The following is a 17,300-nucleotide window of genomic DNA, read 5'->3' on the forward strand; positions in this document are numbered from 1 at the left end:
TCGTTAAAATAAATGGACGAATCCACGTGTTTTGCCTTTATTTTTCTTCTTTTCTCTTCACCCGAATAATCTATTCGGCGGTGAATGCGTTACTCTGTCGTTAATAGCTCCCAGGCGAGTGCGCTTTCCAGCTCGGTATTATCGGAAATGCCGCGCAGCTGATCGTCATTAATGACAGGTATAATTTTTATCGTCACACTCATTTGTTTGCCACGTACCGGCAGGCCATTTTGATATGCAAGGATGCCGTCATTATTCCTCAGAAAGACTTTTTCCTTGGGGGTTTCCGCAGAGGTGAACGAGACCCGGTCAGAGGTTCTGACCAGATTATAGTGATGACCATCGACCAGAATATTGCTGGCAACCAGCACCAGTCGGCTCTTCTGACCAAACAGAACGCCCCCGTTGCTGCCGGACGTGGATTGCAGAAAAAGCGCCATCACCCTTGGCTGCGGGCAAAAAACCGTGGCGGTGACCTCTTTGCCCGGCATGCGGTTCCAGTTTTTACGCGAGGTGATAATGTCGTCCTGTTTGAATCTGCCAAAGGAGACGTTCGGTTGCGACAGCGTAATTTGACACGCTTCGGCCACGACATAAGACGAAAAAAGTGATGCTGCACCGATGAGCACTGCGTTAACTATTTTCACTGGCAAACTCCTTCTGCTTTTTCGTAATAGGCGTCTTTATCTTTTTCGTCTTTCAGGGTGTAAGCGATCTGGCAGAGTTTGGTTAAATTGTCGTCCACCACATAAAGCGCAGGCGTATCCGACGCATCGGGAATAAATACGCTGCCGTTATCCATTACGCTGACAATATAGTTACCGTCCTGATCCACCACGCTCAGCCCTTTTTCCAGCCATGACCCGTTGACTCGCTTGACGTCCAGCATGACGCGACGCGTATTCAGTACGTTAAAATCGATCAGCGCAAAAGAGCCATACGCGGCGGAGACGGTCTGAATACCGTTTGATAAATCCATTCCCTGAGGTAACGAGCTGGCATTAATCACAATTTGCGATTTTTGCCATTCCCGAAGTCCGGGAACCACGGCCTGTCCCCAGCGATCTGTCCAGACGGTTCCATCGGGGGTGGTGATTTCAATACCGCTTTCCGGTTCGCTTAACCGGGCGATGCCGAATGTCTCTTTTACCGGATAGGGCGAAAACGTTATGCCATGACGATGCAGCGCTACGCCACCGTTTAAGGATGCGCTGTAGTTATGCTGATTGCCGTCATTCAGGCCAGCGGATAAACCGAGCTGCGTATAGTGAAGGTTGGTGGTGATATTGCCGTTGAAGGCGTTACTCTTATCCTGGTTATCGCGGTCTGCGGAGACGTTGTAGTTAAGGTTTTGACCGATAGAGCCGCTTTCCTGAACGCCATAATTTTGTTTTTCCCCCTGAGCGCGCATGTAGGTACTGACGCGATCCTCGCCAAAAGGAACGATCAGGCTGACATAAAAGAGATCGTCATCGCGGCTGGTGCTGCTCTGGTTCTGGGTATCACTATTGCTCATGGCATGCTGCCAGTTTACGGACAGCGAGGTACGCCCGAGACTTTTACTCCAGGAAGCCATCAGATAGCGTGAATCACCGCTGTTTTCATCACCGGAATTCACGCTGTATTGCATTGAGATCGCGCCAATGTACTCATTGTTCCAGGTGAGGCTGGCGTTCCAGTTATTTTCGTAGGTCTGCGCCTCTTCATCCATGGCTTCCGTGAGTTCGCGGAAGCCGCCACTGAACTGGGACGCGCTTACCCCCATCGTCAGCTGGGCGGGCAGTAAGATATTGCTGCTAAGTTCAGCCTTGCTGCCTTTCAGTCGATCGTAAAAGTGGGACTGGCTCAGTAAAAAGCTCGGTGAGATCGCCCAGTTTTCGTTGATGGAAACGTCGAGTTTGGCACCGGTAGCCTGATATTTTTCTGCCAGTACGCCGGCGGCTACGGCGGACATGCGCGTGTTCAGCATCGTTCCGTCAGAGAGCGTAAATACCCAGGGCGTACTTGACTCATCCCCGCTGTCGCGAACCCGTCCGAGAGAGAGGTTTAACCCTTCGGCACGGTTACTTCCCTGTATATTGAGGGCGGAAGAGGGAACGGTAAATTGGGTTGTCGAACCGTCCGTTTCCACCACGCTGACGTCAAGATCGACATTTCCGCGCACCAGGGGCACGTCCGTCAGGGAGAAAGGGCCTGCGTTGACCAGGGAAGAGTAGATCAGCTGTCCCGACTGGCGAACCTCTACGCGGGCCTGATTCGTCCGGGCAATTCCCGACACCTCAGTGGCCTGGATATTAGGCTGAAGGCCGGTTTCAGGCATCAGCTGCACGCCGGTGATTTGCGCGCCGCTAAACAGGGCCGAATTGACGTTGATCTGCCCAACCTGCGCCCGCATTTTCCGCTCTTCAAAAACGTGTTCAGCGTAGGTGTACAGGTTCTCTGTGCTGCGAGTCCCGTTGTCATCCGTCAAAATGAAATTGCTGCGCAGCGTCCAGTTCGCAAGGTTAATGCCTGCCCCCAAATTTCCCTGGGCATAACGGCTGCTCCCGCCCGAGCCGTACTCGTTAATGTTACTGAAGGCGCTATAGTTGATTAAGCCCGCAACACCGCCGTGCGAGTAATATTTCGCGGCATAAAATCCAGTGTCCATTGCCTCTGCGGGAACGAAAATCTCCAGTGATTCGGTATTCGGTAGAAGCGTTACCGTCGCGGAAGGGTAATCTTTCAGCAGGTTATGACATTTCTCTTTTTCGCTGATATTCAATGGCAGTAGGCCAGCTGCACGGGTGAAGTCATCATCAATGCAAAGCTGCCCCTCTTCTCCAACCCGAATGGCCAGGCTCCCCTTCTCAACGCCGTTAATTTTGACCTGCACGGCATGCTGGCCGGGCAGGTAGCGTTGTGCATCAGAGAAGTAATGGGCGAGATTAGTACTGATTCCCCGCGAGGCCAGTATATCGGTATTGAAATCCAGATCGGATGCATGCAGCGCCGACGACGGCAGAAAAGCGACCGCCACTGCTGTTCGACGCATCGTGTTTTGCAAAGCGCGCGGTATCACTAAAAATTCCCTGTGATATCAGCGTGTAAGCGCGGCAGTGTACTTGTCCACTTCAATCCCGTAGCGACTGGCAGGGTTGAACTCGACGGCATTATCGCCGCTACCGATCGGGGTATTTGTCTGCACCTTCATGGTCTCACCCGGCAGGATAAAGGTTTTATTAACCACTCCCTCGGTGTGGGAAGGCAGTAGCGTCACTGATGTGGAAAAACGTACAACGTACGGCGAGGTATTACGGACCTGAACCTCTTTCTCTTGGACGGACCAGGTCAGTAATTTCCATGCATCCGTGACAACAGGAAGATTTTTAGGATGGATCAACACCGGTAAATCCTGACGAAGATTGATACCGACTTTAACGTTTTTATCTTTGGTTTTAGGCGGAATGCCTTCAAAGATCACGCGTTTATAATGTTCAACGGTCAGCGGTTCTTTGGTTTCAAGAATAAAGCGCACCTGCTGTTCCTGGCCTGGCTCAAGGCGTACAACCGGCTGAGTGACGTTGAGCTTGACCCCATTCTCCCCCTCAATGTCGTTAATGGAGGTATAAAGCAGGGTGGGGATGGAGTCCGTGTTTTTCACACTCATGACACCGCCGTGGTTGGCTTCATCAATCATCAGCAGTGTGGTTTCTGGCACCATGCCTGCAGCATAGAGTGTCGCTGGAAGGGTGAGAAAAAGAGCGCAGACCAAAGGAGAAATTTTCACAATTCTTTCCATGAATATTGATATTGAACAATGGGTTAAAACTCCCCGCCTGAGCGGGGAGTTTAGCGTCGTGAATGCGGGTTACAGATAAACCAGCGTGATTGTGGACTGACCGTCCAGGTCGGTCCTGTCAGTCAGGGTCAGATTTTTGCTTGGCGCAATCGCCAGCGCGATCTTCAGAGGGAAAGCCGCCGTCGTGAAGGCCAGCGGAGCGCGTTCGCCGGTTTTGGCAACGGTCATGACGTCGGTACCATCGTTAGTGAGGATGCCGGTGGCCCACAGGTTGATCCAGCTTCTGCTGCTGATGGTACCGCCGGTATACATCGCTGCGGCGATAGGCTGAACGGTTGCACCGTCAGCAGTGACCGCATTCATGTAAGTTGAAACTGAATAGGCACCGATACTTTCGCCAGCGCTGGTTTTTCCGACACCGTTGAGCTGGTAATCGCCGTATGCCTGTGCGCCGCTTGCGGTAGCGTTATCCACATGGAACTCGCTTGACGTTTTATGTGCGCCCGCGTTTGAGTCTTTGCGGTCATCTTTGATTGTCCAGCCGACGCGGGTTGCAGACTGGCATGTGATGGTCAGAGTGACATCTTTATGCCCAGCCTGATAAGCCACACCGGAGGAGAGTGAGTCCAGACCCACTTCGCCAAAATCGGCCACGCCGCCGTTGCTAATTTCAGGAACGCAGCCTGCGCTGGTCAGCGTACCGTGAACTTTTAACATTGCAGTAGGTTCGGCATAAACTGCTGTCGCCGCCATCATCATAACGGTGGCGAGAAGGCACTTTTTCATTGTTATTCCTTAACCATAGAAAGAGATAATTCGGATATTTTTAATTTAAATGAATCTTGCCAAAAGATAATTTCTGGCATAAGAGTCGCGGCCGATTCTATTAACGAATCAACGCATTAAATAGTTAGATTTTCTTACGACAGTATTGAGATTTTATAATGTCGATTAAACATTTCTGAACGTATGTTTTATGCAGAAACGGCGGAAATATCCGCCGTTGAGTCACGCGTTTTTATCTGTTAGAGATAAACCAGAGTGATGGTGGTTTCGCCGCTCAGCTGCGCTTCCTCAGTGGTGGTCAGACGGTCAGTGTTAACAATGGCCAGAGAGACTTTGAACGGGTAGACAACGCTGGTGATGGCCAGCGGTGCGGTATAACCTGGTCTGGTAGCGGTCATGATCTCGGCGTTACCGTTGGCAATCACACCGGTGGCCAGGTTACGCCACATATATTCGCCTTTGCTGTTGAGGAAGTTTGGCGCAAAGATCGCCTGAGCAGGCACACCGTTAGCGGTGATCTCATTGATACGGGTACTGATTGCATAGGCGCCAATTTTATCGCCAGCAGCGGTGGTACCTACGCCGTAGGTGGTACCTGAACCGTAAACGTCCCCACCATTGTCTGTGGCGTCACGAATGTAAAACTCGCTGGAGTTCAGGTAGGTCGCCGCATTGGAATCTTCTTTGTTATCAGCAATACTCCATGCCACTTTAGTCGCTGACGGGCAATTGATCGTCAGAGACATATCTTTATGACCCATCTGGTTGGTCTGGGTTGGAGAAAGCTGGTCCAGCGCGATTGTGCCAAAATCAATCGATCCGCCGTTACTGAGTTCCGGCGTACAGGATGCATGGTTCATCTTGCCCTGAACCTTCATGACGATGCTGCCTTCGGCGAATGCAGCCGAAGAGGTCATCGCAATCAGCGTTGCGAGAAGAAGCTTTTTCATTGTTATTCCTTAACCATTAATAAAATAAATGTATAAATTTCCGTGAAGTCATTAACTTGCTGAAATGCAAGCGCAGGGATTCTATTAATGGTTATTGTTATTTCTGTAATGAGTATTTCTAATCTCTGAATTGAGTTTTATTAAAATGTGTAAATACATTCACGGTTGTATTTACACATTCCGGCAGGATAAGAACGGAGGAAGCTATTTTCTCTTCTTAACCGGGGGCGAGAATTATTTTATCGCCTGAGCGATCCACGCCGACAATTCCCGAAGTTCCCGCTCTTGTTCCGGATAATGTTCAAGCAACCCTTCGCACACATGTTGCAGCATATCGGGACGGTATACACAGCCCTGCAGGCGTGACGCCAACGCTTCCAGCGGTGCCGGGTTAAGACTATCCGTAAAAATTTGTGTGCGGGTAATATGACCTTTCTCCACGTCAAAGTGCAGCTCCACGCCGCCCCAGGTAAAACGTTCATCCAGCAGATGTGAAAACGCCGGTGCCTGGCCGAAGTTCCACTCCCAGCTGCTCTGGCGGGCAAAGGTTTCAGCGAAGTTGGGCAGGTCAGGCGTTTTATCAGGCGAAATCACTTCCGCCTCCACACGCTCGCCGTAGTGCGCAAAGAAGGCCTCACGGATCGCGTCGCAAATCTGCTCGTGAGTAATACCCGGCAGAAGCTCCACCAGATTCGCCACGCGGCCGCGTACGGAGGTAATGCCCTTAGCCTGTAACTTTTTCTTGTCAGGATTGAGGTAGTGAGCCAGCCGGCTGAGATCGGCATTCAGCAGCAGAGTGCCGTGGTGGAAACCGCGATCGATTGTTTCGCGATAGGCTGAGCCGGAGACCTTCCGGTCGCCCTCGGGGGTCTTGACGACCAGATCGTTCCGGCCTGATGCCTCTGCGGTTACGCCGAGCGCATTCAGCGCGTTCAGCACAATCGACGTAGAGATGCTTTTGTCGTATTCCGGCTTGCCTGCCATAAAGGTAAAGCAAGTGTTGCCCAGATCGTGAAACACGGCTCCACCGCCGCTGCTGCGGCGCGCCAGGCGGACATGGTCCTCTTCCATGCGGCGGGTATTGCACTCTTTCCACGGGTTTTGCGCGCGGCCAATCACCACCGTGTCGGCATTGCGCCAGAGAAACAGTACGCGCTGGGTGGCGGGCATCTGGCGGAAGATGCACTCTTCCACCGCGAGATTAAACCAGGGATCGTAAGAGTCAGAGATAAGCAGGCGTAACGTCGTCATGGCAGAGTTCCTTTTCTATATCCTCCGCCTACTTTATCACTATTCTTTCTTCTCGCTCTCTTCGTCTTCCGGAACCGACTTGCTGGCGGTCAGCAGGAACGGCGACTGTTGCCATCGGGTGCGCTTACCCTGCAGCAGCGTGCGCGCCAGCACCACGCCAATCGCCAGTGAGAGTAATAACATCAGGCGCAGAATATTGGTGGTGTTATCCACCTGCTTGGCTTCGGTCGGCAGGGTATGAGTGTCGAGCGTCAGGCGCAGATAGCCCAGCGGGCCATTTTTTCCCTGAACAGGTTCGACGAGCTGCTGGTTGAAATAGCCTCCGGCTTTTTTGCCGTCCAGCGCCAGCCTGTCGCGCACGTCGACGTGCTCACCGGCGCGGGCAATCAGGTCGCCTTTTTCATCGTACACGCCCGCATCGAGAATGCGGCTGTTTTCCGTAAGCTGACGCAGGATCTGGCCGATGCGCTTATCGTCCGGCGTCTCGGTGCGCATATAGGGGGCGACGTTAAGGGTCACCTGACGCGCCAGCGTGCGGGCCAGCTCTTCAAACTGCGGGTTACGCTGCCGTTGATGATTCTGGCTAAACCACGATGCCCCTTGCATCAATGCCACTAACAGTGCGAGACAGGAAAGGACAATCACGGCGCGATGAAGCCGGAATTTCAGTTTTGCGCGAGCCATATTCCACCTGCTGAAAATTTAGGGCTTAATGTTGCCAGAAGTGATGGTTACAGGGTAGCCTCATGCGTTATTTTCCCTCTGGAACCTTCCGGCGCGAACGAAATTACAGGAGCTTTGATGCCGAACATTACCTGGTGTGACCTGCCAACGGATGTCTCTTTATGGCCAGGATTGCCGCTCTCGTTAAGTGGCGATGAGGTGATGCCTCTGGATTACCACGCTGGCCGTAGCGGCTGGCTGCTGTATGGACGCGGCCTGGATAAGCAACGCCTGACCCAGTATCAAACCAAACTGGGTGCGGCAATGGTCATCGTCGCAGCCTGGTGCGTAGAAGATTACCAGGTTATCCGCCTGGCGGGTTCTCTGACGCAGCGTGCTACGCGTCTGGCGCATGACGCAGGGCTGGACGTTGCCCCGCTCGGTAAAATTCCGCACCTGAAAACGCCGGGTCTGCTGGTCATGGACATGGACTCCACCGCTATTCAGATCGAGTGTATTGACGAGATTGCTAAACTGGCCGGCAGCGGTGAGCTGGTGGCGGAAGTCACTGAACGTGCGATGCGCGGCGAGCTGGATTTCACCGCCAGCCTGAGACAGCGCGTGGCGACCCTGAAAGGGGCCGATGCTAACATCCTGCGCCAGGTGCGTGATGTGCTGCCGCTGATGCCAGGACTGACGCAACTGGTGCTGAAGCTGCAGTCCCTTGGCTGGAAGGTGGCGATTGCCTCCGGTGGCTTCACCTTCTTCGCGGATTATCTGCGCGAGAAACTGCATTTGACCACCGTGGTGGCCAACGAACTGGAAATTATGGACGGCAAGCTGACCGGACAGGTGATTGGCGACATCGTGGATGCGCAGTACAAAGCTAACACCCTGACCCGTCTGGCCGAAAAATATGAAATCCCGGTGGTCCAGACCGTCGCCATCGGGGACGGCGCGAACGACCTGCCGATGATCAAAGCTGCTGGTCTTGGCATTGCCTACCATGCCAAGCCAAAAGTGAACGAAAAGACGGAAGTGACTATCCGTCATGCTGACCTGATGGGGGTGTTCTGCATCCTTTCTGGCAGCCTTAATCAGAAATAACGGTCTGCTTTGTAGGCCGGGTAAGCGTAAGCGCTACCCGGCACGTAGTCCGCACAGAAATAACGAGGTACACCGTGGCGAAAGCTCCAAAACGCGCATTTGTCTGTAATGAATGTGGTGCGGATTATCCGCGCTGGCAGGGGCAATGCAGCGCCTGTCATGCCTGGAACACCATCACCGAAGTGCGTGGTGTGGCGGCTTCGCCGAGTGTGGCCCGCAATGAACGCCTGAGCGGCTATGCGGGCAATGCAGGCGTGTCGAAGGTGCAAAAGCTTTCAGACATCAGCCTGGAAGCGTTACCGCGCTTCTCCACCGGGTTTAAAGAGTTTGACCGCGTGCTCGGCGGCGGCGTGGTGCCGGGCAGTGCGATTCTGATCGGCGGTAACCCCGGGGCGGGTAAATCGACCCTGCTGCTGCAAACGCTTTGCAAGCTCGCCGAGCAGATGAAAACCCTGTACGTCACGGGGGAAGAATCACTCCAGCAGGTGGCGATGCGTGCGCACCGCCTGGGCCTGCCAACCGGCAACCTGAATATGCTGTCGGAAACCAGTATTGAGCAGATCTGCATGATCGCCGAAGAAGAGCAGCCGAAGCTGATGGTGATCGACTCCATTCAGGTGATGCACATGGCGGACATTCAGTCCTCGCCGGGCAGCGTGGCGCAGGTGCGCGAAACCGCGGCCTACCTGACACGCTTCGCCAAAACGCGCGGCGTGGCGATTGTGATGGTCGGCCATGTGACGAAAGACGGTTCCCTGGCCGGGCCAAAAGTGCTCGAACACTGTATCGACTGCTCGGTGATGCTCGACGGCGACGCGGATTCCCGCTTCCGCACCCTGCGCAGCCATAAAAACCGTTTCGGCGCGGTGAATGAATTAGGTGTTTTTGCCATGACGGAGCAGGGGCTGCGTGAGGTCAGCAACCCGTCGGCCATCTTCCTGAGCCGTGGCGACGAAGTCACCTCTGGCAGTTCGGTCATGGTGCTGTGGGAAGGAACGCGCCCGCTGCTGGTTGAAATCCAGGCGCTGGTGGATCACTCGATGATGGGCAACCCGCGTCGCGTGGCGGTGGGTCTGGAACAGAACCGTCTGGCGATCCTGCTGGCGGTGCTGCACCGTCACGGTGGTCTGCAGATGGCGGATCAGGACGTCTTCGTGAACGTGGTGGGCGGGGTGAAGGTCTCGGAAACCAGCGCGGACCTGGCGTTGCTGCTGGCGATGGTCTCCAGCCTGCGCGACAGGCCGCTGCCGCAGGATCTGGTGGTGTTTGGCGAGGTTGGCCTGGCCGGAGAGATCCGACCGGTGCCGAGCGGCCAGGAGCGTATCTCCGAAGCGGCAAAACACGGCTTCCGCCGCGCGATTGTGCCCGCCGCTAACGTGCCGAAAAAAATCCCCGAAGGGATGCAGGTTTTTGGCGTTAAGAAACTCGCAGATGCGTTAAATGTCTTTGACGACTTATAATTACGTATTCGATTTTGCAGGAGGCACCGTAATTTATGTCATCATTTGACTACATCAAAACCGCAATCCGCCAGAAAGGCTGCACGTTGCAGCAGGTGGCGGACGCCAGCGGTATGACCAAAGGCTATTTAAGCCAGCTGCTGAACGCCAAAATCAAAAGCCCCAGCGCGCAGAAGCTCGAAGCGCTGCACCGTTTCCTGGGACTTGAATTTCCCCGTATGCAAAAGAACATCGGCGTGGTGTTTGGCAAGTTTTACCCGCTGCATACTGGTCACATCTACCTGATTCAGCGCGCCTGTAGCCAGGTGGACGAGCTGCACATCATTATGGGGTACGATGAAACCCGTGACCGCCAGTTGTTCGAGGACAGCGCCATGTCGCAGCAGCCGACGGTGCCTGACCGCCTGCGCTGGCTGCTCCAGACCTTTAAGTACCAGAAGAACATTCGCATTCATGCTTTTAACGAAGAGGGCATGGAGCCCTATCCGCACGGCTGGGATGTGTGGAGCAACGGCATCAAAGCGTTTATGGAAGAGAAGGGCATTGCGCCTAACTGGATCTACACCTCTGAAGAGTCCGACGCGCCGCAGTTCCGCGAGCATCTGGGCATCGAGACGGTGCTGATCGATCCGAAACGGACCTTCATGAACATCAGCGGGGCGCAGATCCGCGAAAACCCGTTCCGCTACTGGGATTATATCCCGACCGAGGTAAAGCCCTTCTTTGTACGTACCGTTGCGATCCTGGGCGGTGAGTCGAGCGGAAAATCCACTCTCGTTAATAAGCTGGCGAATATCTTCAACACGACCAGTGCGTGGGAGTATGGCCGCGATTACGTTTTCTCGCACCTCGGCGGTGACGAGATGGCGCTGCAGTATTCCGACTACGATAAAATCGCGCTCGGCCACGCCCAGTACATTGATTTTGCGGTCAAATATGCCAACAAAGTGGCGTTTATTGATACCGATTTCGTCACCACGCAGGCGTTCTGTAAAAAGTACGAAGGGCGCGAGCACCCGTTCGTGCAGGCGCTGATTGACGAATACCGCTTTGACCTGGTGATCCTGCTGGAAAACAACACGCCATGGGTCGCTGATGGCATGCGCAGTCTCGGCAGCTCCGTAGACAGGCGCGAGTTCCAGTCCATGCTGGTGGAGATGCTCAACGAAAACAACGTTGAGTTTGTGCATGTTGAAGAGTCGGACTACGACTCCCGTTTCCTGCGCTGCGTCGAGCTGGTGAAGGAGATGATGGGGGAGCAGGGTTAATCTTACCCCTCACCCTAACCCTCTCCCCAAAGGGGAGAGGGAACGATTACCCCTCAGAACGCAACCACCACTTTCCCTCGCATATGTCCCTCCAGCACTTTGCGGTGCGCCTCGGTAATGCTTTCCACGCTCAGTCCGTGAAGCGTTTCGCTGAGCGAGCTTTCCACCACGCCGTTGTCCACCAGCTTTGCAACCTCGTTTAAGATCTCGCCCTGACGCGCCATATCAGCGGTCTGGTACATGCTGCGGGTGTACATAAACTCCCAGTGCATGGCGGCGGATTTCGATTTCAGCTTATCCTGGTTCAGCGGATGCGCGTTCTCAACGATGGAGCAGATGTGCCCCTGCGGTGCGATCAGTTCGCTGACGGCATCCCAGTGGCCGTCGGTGTCATTGAGGATGAAAATGTAATCCACATAAGTGATACCCAGTTTTGCCAGCTCACCTTTCAGGTCGCGGTAGTTCACTACCCGATCCGCACCGCGCTCGCGGCACCACCGGGCGGAATCTTCTCTTGATGCTGTCGCGATGATGTTCACCTTGCTGTTGTGCTTTGCAAACGGGATCGCCAGCGAGCCCACGCCGCCCGCGCCGCCAATAATCAACAGCGTTTTATCCGCGTCCGCATCCTGAATGTTCAGCCGTTCGAACAACCCTTCCCAGGCGGTCAGCGCGGTCAACGGCAATGCGGCTGCTGCCGCCCAGCCAAGGCTGGCAGGTTTGTGCCCGACAATACGCGCATCGATCAGCTGATGGGTGGTATTGCTGCCCGGACGAGTGATATCCCCCGCGTACCACACTTCGTCACCGGGTTTAAATCCCGTAACGGCCGCGCCCACGGCTGTTACGATACCGCTGGCATCCCACCCGAGAATGCGCGGCTCGTTCAGCCCGTTTTTGACAATGCCTGCATGCACCTTGGTGTCGACCGGGTTAACAGACACGGCTTTCACTTCGACAAGCAGATCGTGCTCGCCGGGCTGCGGCATCGGCGGGGCGATTTCAATGAACGTGCCGGGATTCGCAGGATTAACGGCAATGGCTTTAACTGACATGGATGGACTCCTCAATGGCATGCGTTTTATTGAGGCTAGTCTATTAAGTGATCAGCTGCATGATAAGATGGACAATCAAGAACGAAGTGTTCTCACAGGATGAACAATCATGTTTAAACAGCTTCAGGATATGGCGCTGTTTGCGCTGGTGGCGGAGATGGGTAGCTTTACTGCTGCGGCACAGAAGGCTGAACTGCCAAAATCCAGCGTCAGCCAGCGAATAAGCCAGCTGGAGCAGCAGGTAGGAATACGCCTGCTCAACCGCACGACGCGCAGAATCAGCCTGACTTTTGCAGGCGAGCATTATCTGGTGCACTGTCGCGAAATGCTGGCGGCCAGCGAGCGGGCGGAGTATGCCATTCAGCGGCTACGCGAAAACCCGAGCGGGCGGCTGCGCATCACCTGCCCGGCGGGAATTGGTGCGACGCTGCTGGCGCATATGAATGCCGAATTCCAGCTTCGCTATCCTGACGTGTCGCTGGACGTGTCGATCTCTGATGATGTGGTGGATCTGGTCGAGTCCGGCTTTGACGTGGCGCTGCGTACCGGTAAGCCGCAGGACTCCTCCCTGATTGGCCGGATGATCGGACATTGTCCGCGCTATATGCTGGCTTCACCCGACTATCTGGCGCGTCGGGAGCCGTTAATCCATCCCCGCCTGCTGGTGGAGCACCGCTGCATTACCCACAAAGCCTGGTCTGAGTGGCTGCTGCGAAGCGAGAGTGAGGATTACCGCTACCTGCCGGATAACGCCCACATGACGGATAACCTGGTGTACGCCCGTGAATGTGCGATTGCTGGCGCCGGGATCACGTTATTACCCGCCTTTCTTCTGGAAGATAAGATTGAGACAGGGGCGCTGGTAAAGGTGCTGCCGGAGTGGAACGTCGAGGGGAATGATTTGTGGCTGGCTTATCCGAGCCGCAAGCTGAACTCGCCTGCGCTGATGAGCTATATCGACTTTGCGATACAGTTTGACGAGGTGAAGCGGTATTACGTGGACAAATAAAAAAGCCGGGTGGCGCTGACGCTTACCCGGCCTACGAACTGTGCGGCCTGATGCCCTCACCCTGGCCCTCTCCCACGGGGAGAGGGAACAAATACTAAAAACGGCAACCGAAGTTGCCGTTTTGCTTTTATTTCGCAATACGCTTGTACTTAATACGCTTCGGCTCCAGCGCGTCAGCGCCCAGCGTGCGTTTCTTGTACTCTTCGTATTCGGTGAAGTTACCTTCGAAGAACTCCACTTTCCCTTCATCCTGGTAGTCCAGAATGTGGGTCGCGATACGGTCAAGGAACCAACGGTCGTGCGAGATAACCATCGCGCAGCCCGGGAACTCCAGCAGGGCGTTTTCCAGCGCGCGCAGGGTTTCGATGTCCAGGTCGTTGGTCGGTTCATCGAGCAGCAGTACGTTACCGCCAACCTGCAGCAGCTTCGCCAGGTGCAGACGACCACGCTCACCGCCGGACAGCTCGCCCACGCGTTTGCCCTGGTCGGTGCCTTTGAAGTTGAAGCGGCCAACGTAAGCGCGGCTTGGCATCTCGGTGTTGCCGATACGCATAATATCCAGACCGCCGGACACTTCTTCCCACACGGTTTTGCTGTTATCCATCGCGTCACGGAACTGATCAACGGACGCCAGCTTCACGGTTTCACCCAGGGTGATAGAGCCGCTGTCAGGCTGCTCCTGACCGGACATCATGCGGAACAGCGTCGATTTACCCGCGCCGTTCGGACCGATGATCCCGACGATAGCCCCTTTTGGTACGGAGAAGGTCAGATCGTCAATCAGCAGGCGATCGCCGTATGACTTACGCAGATTGGTGACTTCAACCACTTTATCCCCCAGACGTGCTCCAGGCGGAATAAACAGTTCGTTGGTCTCGTTACGTTTCTGGTATTCGGTGTTGTTCAGCTCTTCAAAGCGTGCCAGACGGGCTTTGCCCTTAGACTGACGGCCTTTAGCGCCCTGACGAACCCACTCCAGTTCTTTCTCGATAGACTTACGACGCGCGGCTTCCTGAGAAGCTTCCTGCGCCAGACGCTGATCTTTCTGCTCCAGCCAGGAGGAGTAGTTACCTTCCCATGGAATACCTTCACCACGGTCCAGCTCCAGGATCCAGCCTGCGACGTTGTCGAGGAAGTAACGGTCGTGGGTAATTGCCACCACGGTGCCTTCGAAGTCGTGCAGGAAGCGTTCCAGCCACGCCACGGATTCCGCATCCAGGTGGTTGGTGGGTTCGTCAAGCAGCAGCATGTCTGGTTTTTCCAGCAGCAGGCGGCACAGCGCTACGCGGCGGCGTTCACCCCCGGAAAGATTGGCGATTTTCGCATCCCAGTCCGGCAGGCGCAGGGCATCGGCCGCGCGCTCCAGCTGTACGTTCAGGTTATGACCGTCGTGCGCCTGGATAATCTCTTCAAACTTGCCCTGCTGAGCGGCCAGCTTGTCGAAGTCTGCATCCGGCTCGGCGTATTTGGCATACACTTCATCCAGACCTTTCAGGGCGTTAACCACTTCGGAAACCGCTTCTTCAACGGATTCACGAACGGTGTGTTCCGGGTTCAGCTGAGGTTCCTGCGGCAGGTAGCCGATCTTGATGCCAGGCTGCGGACGGGCTTCACCTTCGATGTCTGTATCGATGCCGGCCATGATGCGCAGCAGGGTGGACTTACCGGCACCGTTGAGACCCAGAACACCAATTTTTGCGCCCGGGAAGAAGCTCAGCGAGATATTTTTAAGAATATGACGTTTCGGCGGGACAACTTTGCCGACACGATGCATGGTATAAACGAATTGAGCCACGTTGGACTTCGCCTCTTTTATCGTAATGAGAAGGAATTTCAGCCTCGAAGTGTAGCCTTTTTCACGCCCTAATCCCAGCCAGGAACGTCGGGAGTGTTAAAACGCGCAAGAAAGGTAAAAAAGTGTCCATAACGTGGCGCGTTGCAGGATGCCTGGTTAGCATAAGTTGGTGTGACTTTGACGTGGCAAGACGCTGCAATTGACGAAAAAACAATGAGGAAGAGCTTGTGGAAAAAGCCAAACAGGTGGTCTGGCGTCTGCTGGCTGCCAGCGTATGCGTAATGGCGGTAAGCCAGGCGGTGCATGCCGATTCACTGGATGAACAACGTAATCGCTACGCCCAGATTAAACAGGCGTGGGACAATAAGCAGATGGATACCGTGCAGGCGCTGATGCCGACGCTGAAGGATTATCCGCTGTATCCGTATCTGGAGTATCGCCAGATCACTGACGATCTCATGAACCAGCCGACCGTCACTGTGAATAATTTCATTCAGGCGAACCCGACCCTGCCGCCTGCGCGAACCCTGCAATCTCGTTTTGTGAATGAACTGGCGCGTCGCGAAGACTGGCGCGGGCTGCTGGCGTTTAGCCCCGATAAGCCGAATACCACCGAAGCGCAATGTAACTACTACTATGCGAAATGGGCGACCGGACAGCAGGAAGAGGCCTGGGCCGGGGCGAAGGATCTTTGGCTGACCGGCAAAAGCCAGCCGAATGCCTGTGATTCGCTGTTTGGCGCGTGGCGAGCCTCCGGCAAGCAGGATCCGCTGGCCTATCTTGAGCGTATTCGCCTGGCGATGAAAGCCGGCAACACGCGCCTGGTGACCGCGCTGGCGGGGCAGATGCCCTCCGATTATCAGACGATCTCTACGGCCGTTATCGCGCTGGCAAACGATCCGAACAGCGTCCTGACCTTTGCCCGCAGCACGGGTGCGACTGACTTTACCCGTCAGATGGCGGCGGTGGCTTTTGCCAGCGTGGCGCGCGACGATGTGGAAAACGCCCGGCTGATGATCCCGCAGCTGGTGCAGGCTCAGCAGCTGAATGACGATCAAACCCAGGAGCTGCGTGACATCGTGGCGTGGCGACTGATGGGCACGGATGTGACCGACGAACAGGCACGCTGGCGAGATGATGCCATTATGCGTTCGAACTCCACGTCGCTGGTGGAGCGCCGCGTGCGCATGGCGCTGGGCACCGGCGATCGCCGGGGGCTGAATACCTGGCTCGCACGTTTGCCGATGGACGCCAAAGAGAAAGATGAATGGCGCTACTGGCAGGCCGATCTGCTGATGGAGCGCGGTCGTGATGATGAAGCCAAAGAGATCCTCCACGGCCTGATGCAGCAGCGCGGCTTCTACCCGATGGTGGCCGCGCAGCGCCTGGGCGAGGAGTATACCTTCCGCATTGATAAAGCGCCCGCGAATGCGAACCCGGCGCTGACGCAGGGGCCTGAGATGGCGCGCGTGCGCGAGCTGATGTACTGGAATATGGACAATACCGCGCGCAGCGAGTGGGCGAATCTGGTAACCAGTCGCACCACCGACGAGAAAGCCCAGCTTGCCCGCTATGCGTTTGATAACCACTGGTGGGATCTGAGCGTGCAGGCGACGATCGCCGGTAAGCTTTGGGATCATCTTGAAGAGCGTTTCCCGCTGGCGTACAACGATCTTTTCGAACGCTACACCAGCGGCAAAGATATCCCGCAAAGTTACGCGATGGCGATTGCCCGTCAGGAGAGTGCCTGGAATCCGAAAGTCCGCTCCCCGGTGGGGGCCAGCGGTCTGATGCAAATTATGCCGGGAACGGCGACCCATACGGTGAAGATGTTTAACATTCCCGGGTACAGTAGCCCCTCACAGCTTCTCGATCCGGATACCAACATCAACATCGGTACCAGCTATCTGCAGTATGTTTATCAGCAGTTTGGCAATAACCGCATTTTCTCGTCGGCGGCGTATAACGCGGGGCCGGGGCGCGTGCGTACCTGGCTCGGCAACAGCGCCGGACGCATCGATGCCGTGGCGTTTGTGGAGAGCATTCCGTTCTCAGAAACGCGCGGTTATGTGAAGAACGTGCTGGCGTACGATGCTTACTATCGCTACTTCATGGGGCAGAAAGATACCCTGATGAGCGATGCCGAGTGGCAGAGACGTTACTGATCGGCGTGGG

General features: G+C 55.2%; 14 protein-coding genes. 5 read left to right on the forward strand and 9 right to left on the reverse strand.

Features of this window, described 5'->3' with window-relative positions; all coding sequences use genetic code 11:
• Nucleotides 1-89: 89 nt before the first annotated feature.
• The 7 genes from AAER43_RS03120 to AAER43_RS03150 all read right to left on the reverse strand — a co-directional run bounded on the left by AAER43_RS03120 (nt 90) and on the right by AAER43_RS03150 (nt 7,452).
• Nucleotides 90-647: a hypothetical protein gene (locus tag AAER43_RS03120; RefSeq protein ID WP_050862275.1), complete on the reverse strand. Its 558-nt coding sequence runs from the start codon at nt 645-647 to the stop codon at nt 90-92.
• On the reverse strand, nt 644-3,034 hold the full coding sequence (locus AAER43_RS03125) for a fimbrial biogenesis usher protein (RefSeq protein WP_050862276.1): 2,391 nt from the start codon (nt 3,032-3,034) through the stop codon (nt 644-646). The genes AAER43_RS03120 and AAER43_RS03125 overlap by 4 nt, the downstream gene beginning before the upstream one ends.
• A gap of 45 nt (nt 3,035-3,079) precedes the next feature.
• Nucleotides 3,080-3,781, reverse strand: coding sequence for a fimbria/pilus chaperone family protein (locus AAER43_RS03130; protein WP_050862277.1), 702 nt, complete (start codon nt 3,779-3,781; stop codon nt 3,080-3,082).
• Nucleotides 3,782-3,850: 69 nt separating this feature from the next.
• Nucleotides 3,851-4,567, reverse strand: coding sequence for a DUF1120 domain-containing protein (locus AAER43_RS03135; RefSeq protein WP_014882463.1), 717 nt, complete (start codon nt 4,565-4,567; stop codon nt 3,851-3,853).
• Between the two features lie 239 nt (nt 4,568-4,806).
• Nucleotides 4,807-5,517 (reverse strand): DUF1120 domain-containing protein, encoded by a 711-nt coding sequence (locus tag AAER43_RS03140; protein ID WP_050862278.1) that lies wholly within the window; start codon nt 5,515-5,517, stop codon nt 4,807-4,809.
• Nucleotides 5,518-5,751: 234 nt separating this feature from the next.
• Nucleotides 5,752-6,768: a lipoate--protein ligase LplA gene (gene lplA, locus AAER43_RS03145; RefSeq protein WP_050862279.1), complete on the reverse strand. Its 1,017-nt coding sequence runs from the start codon at nt 6,766-6,768 to the stop codon at nt 5,752-5,754.
• A gap of 39 nt (nt 6,769-6,807) precedes the next feature.
• A complete protein-coding gene (locus AAER43_RS03150; protein ID WP_014882466.1) occupies nt 6,808-7,452 on the reverse strand; it encodes a YtjB family periplasmic protein in 645 nt (214 codons plus the stop codon).
• 117 nt (nt 7,453-7,569) lie between these two features.
• Between AAER43_RS03150 and serB the strand changes: the two genes are divergently transcribed.
• The 3 genes from serB to nadR all read left to right on the forward strand — a co-directional run bounded on the left by serB (nt 7,570) and on the right by nadR (nt 11,266).
• The gene (serB, locus tag AAER43_RS03155) at nt 7,570-8,538 is read left to right on the forward strand and encodes a phosphoserine phosphatase (RefSeq protein WP_008502066.1); all 969 of its coding nucleotides are present in this window, start codon (nt 7,570-7,572) and stop codon (nt 8,536-8,538) included.
• A gap of 74 nt (nt 8,539-8,612) precedes the next feature.
• Nucleotides 8,613-9,998, forward strand: coding sequence for a DNA repair protein RadA (gene radA, locus AAER43_RS03160; protein WP_014882467.1), 1,386 nt, complete (start codon nt 8,613-8,615; stop codon nt 9,996-9,998).
• Nucleotides 9,999-10,033: 35 nt separating this feature from the next.
• On the forward strand, nt 10,034-11,266 hold the full coding sequence (gene nadR, locus AAER43_RS03165) for a multifunctional transcriptional regulator/nicotinamide-nucleotide adenylyltransferase/ribosylnicotinamide kinase NadR (RefSeq protein WP_006810194.1): 1,233 nt from the start codon (nt 10,034-10,036) through the stop codon (nt 11,264-11,266).
• Nucleotides 11,267-11,319: 53 nt separating this feature from the next.
• On the opposite strand, the gene AAER43_RS03170 is transcribed toward nadR, so the two are convergent.
• Nucleotides 11,320-12,321 (reverse strand): zinc-binding alcohol dehydrogenase family protein, encoded by a 1,002-nt coding sequence (locus AAER43_RS03170; RefSeq protein ID WP_050862280.1) that lies wholly within the window; start codon nt 12,319-12,321, stop codon nt 11,320-11,322.
• Between the two features lie 109 nt (nt 12,322-12,430).
• Here AAER43_RS03170 and AAER43_RS03175 point away from each other — a divergent pair, with 109 nt between their 5' ends.
• On the forward strand, nt 12,431-13,330 hold the full coding sequence (locus AAER43_RS03175; RefSeq protein WP_050862281.1) for a LysR family transcriptional regulator: 900 nt from the start codon (nt 12,431-12,433) through the stop codon (nt 13,328-13,330).
• Between the two features lie 127 nt (nt 13,331-13,457).
• On the opposite strand, the gene ettA is transcribed toward AAER43_RS03175, so the two are convergent.
• The gene (gene ettA, locus AAER43_RS03180; RefSeq protein ID WP_014882470.1) at nt 13,458-15,125 is read right to left on the reverse strand and encodes an energy-dependent translational throttle protein EttA; all 1,668 of its coding nucleotides are present in this window, start codon (nt 15,123-15,125) and stop codon (nt 13,458-13,460) included.
• A 227-nt stretch (nt 15,126-15,352) separates the two neighbouring features.
• Between ettA and sltY the strand changes: the two genes are divergently transcribed.
• Nucleotides 15,353-17,290, forward strand: a complete 1,938-nt coding sequence (gene sltY / locus AAER43_RS03185; RefSeq protein WP_023332044.1) for a murein transglycosylase — start codon at nt 15,353-15,355, stop codon at nt 17,288-17,290.
• Nucleotides 17,291-17,300: the final 10 nt, after the last annotated feature.

The sequence above is a fragment of the Enterobacter sp. FUJ80071 genome (assembly GCF_038739915.1).
In the GTDB taxonomy this organism is placed as follows: Bacteria; Pseudomonadota; Gammaproteobacteria; order Enterobacterales; family Enterobacteriaceae; genus Enterobacter; species Enterobacter kobei.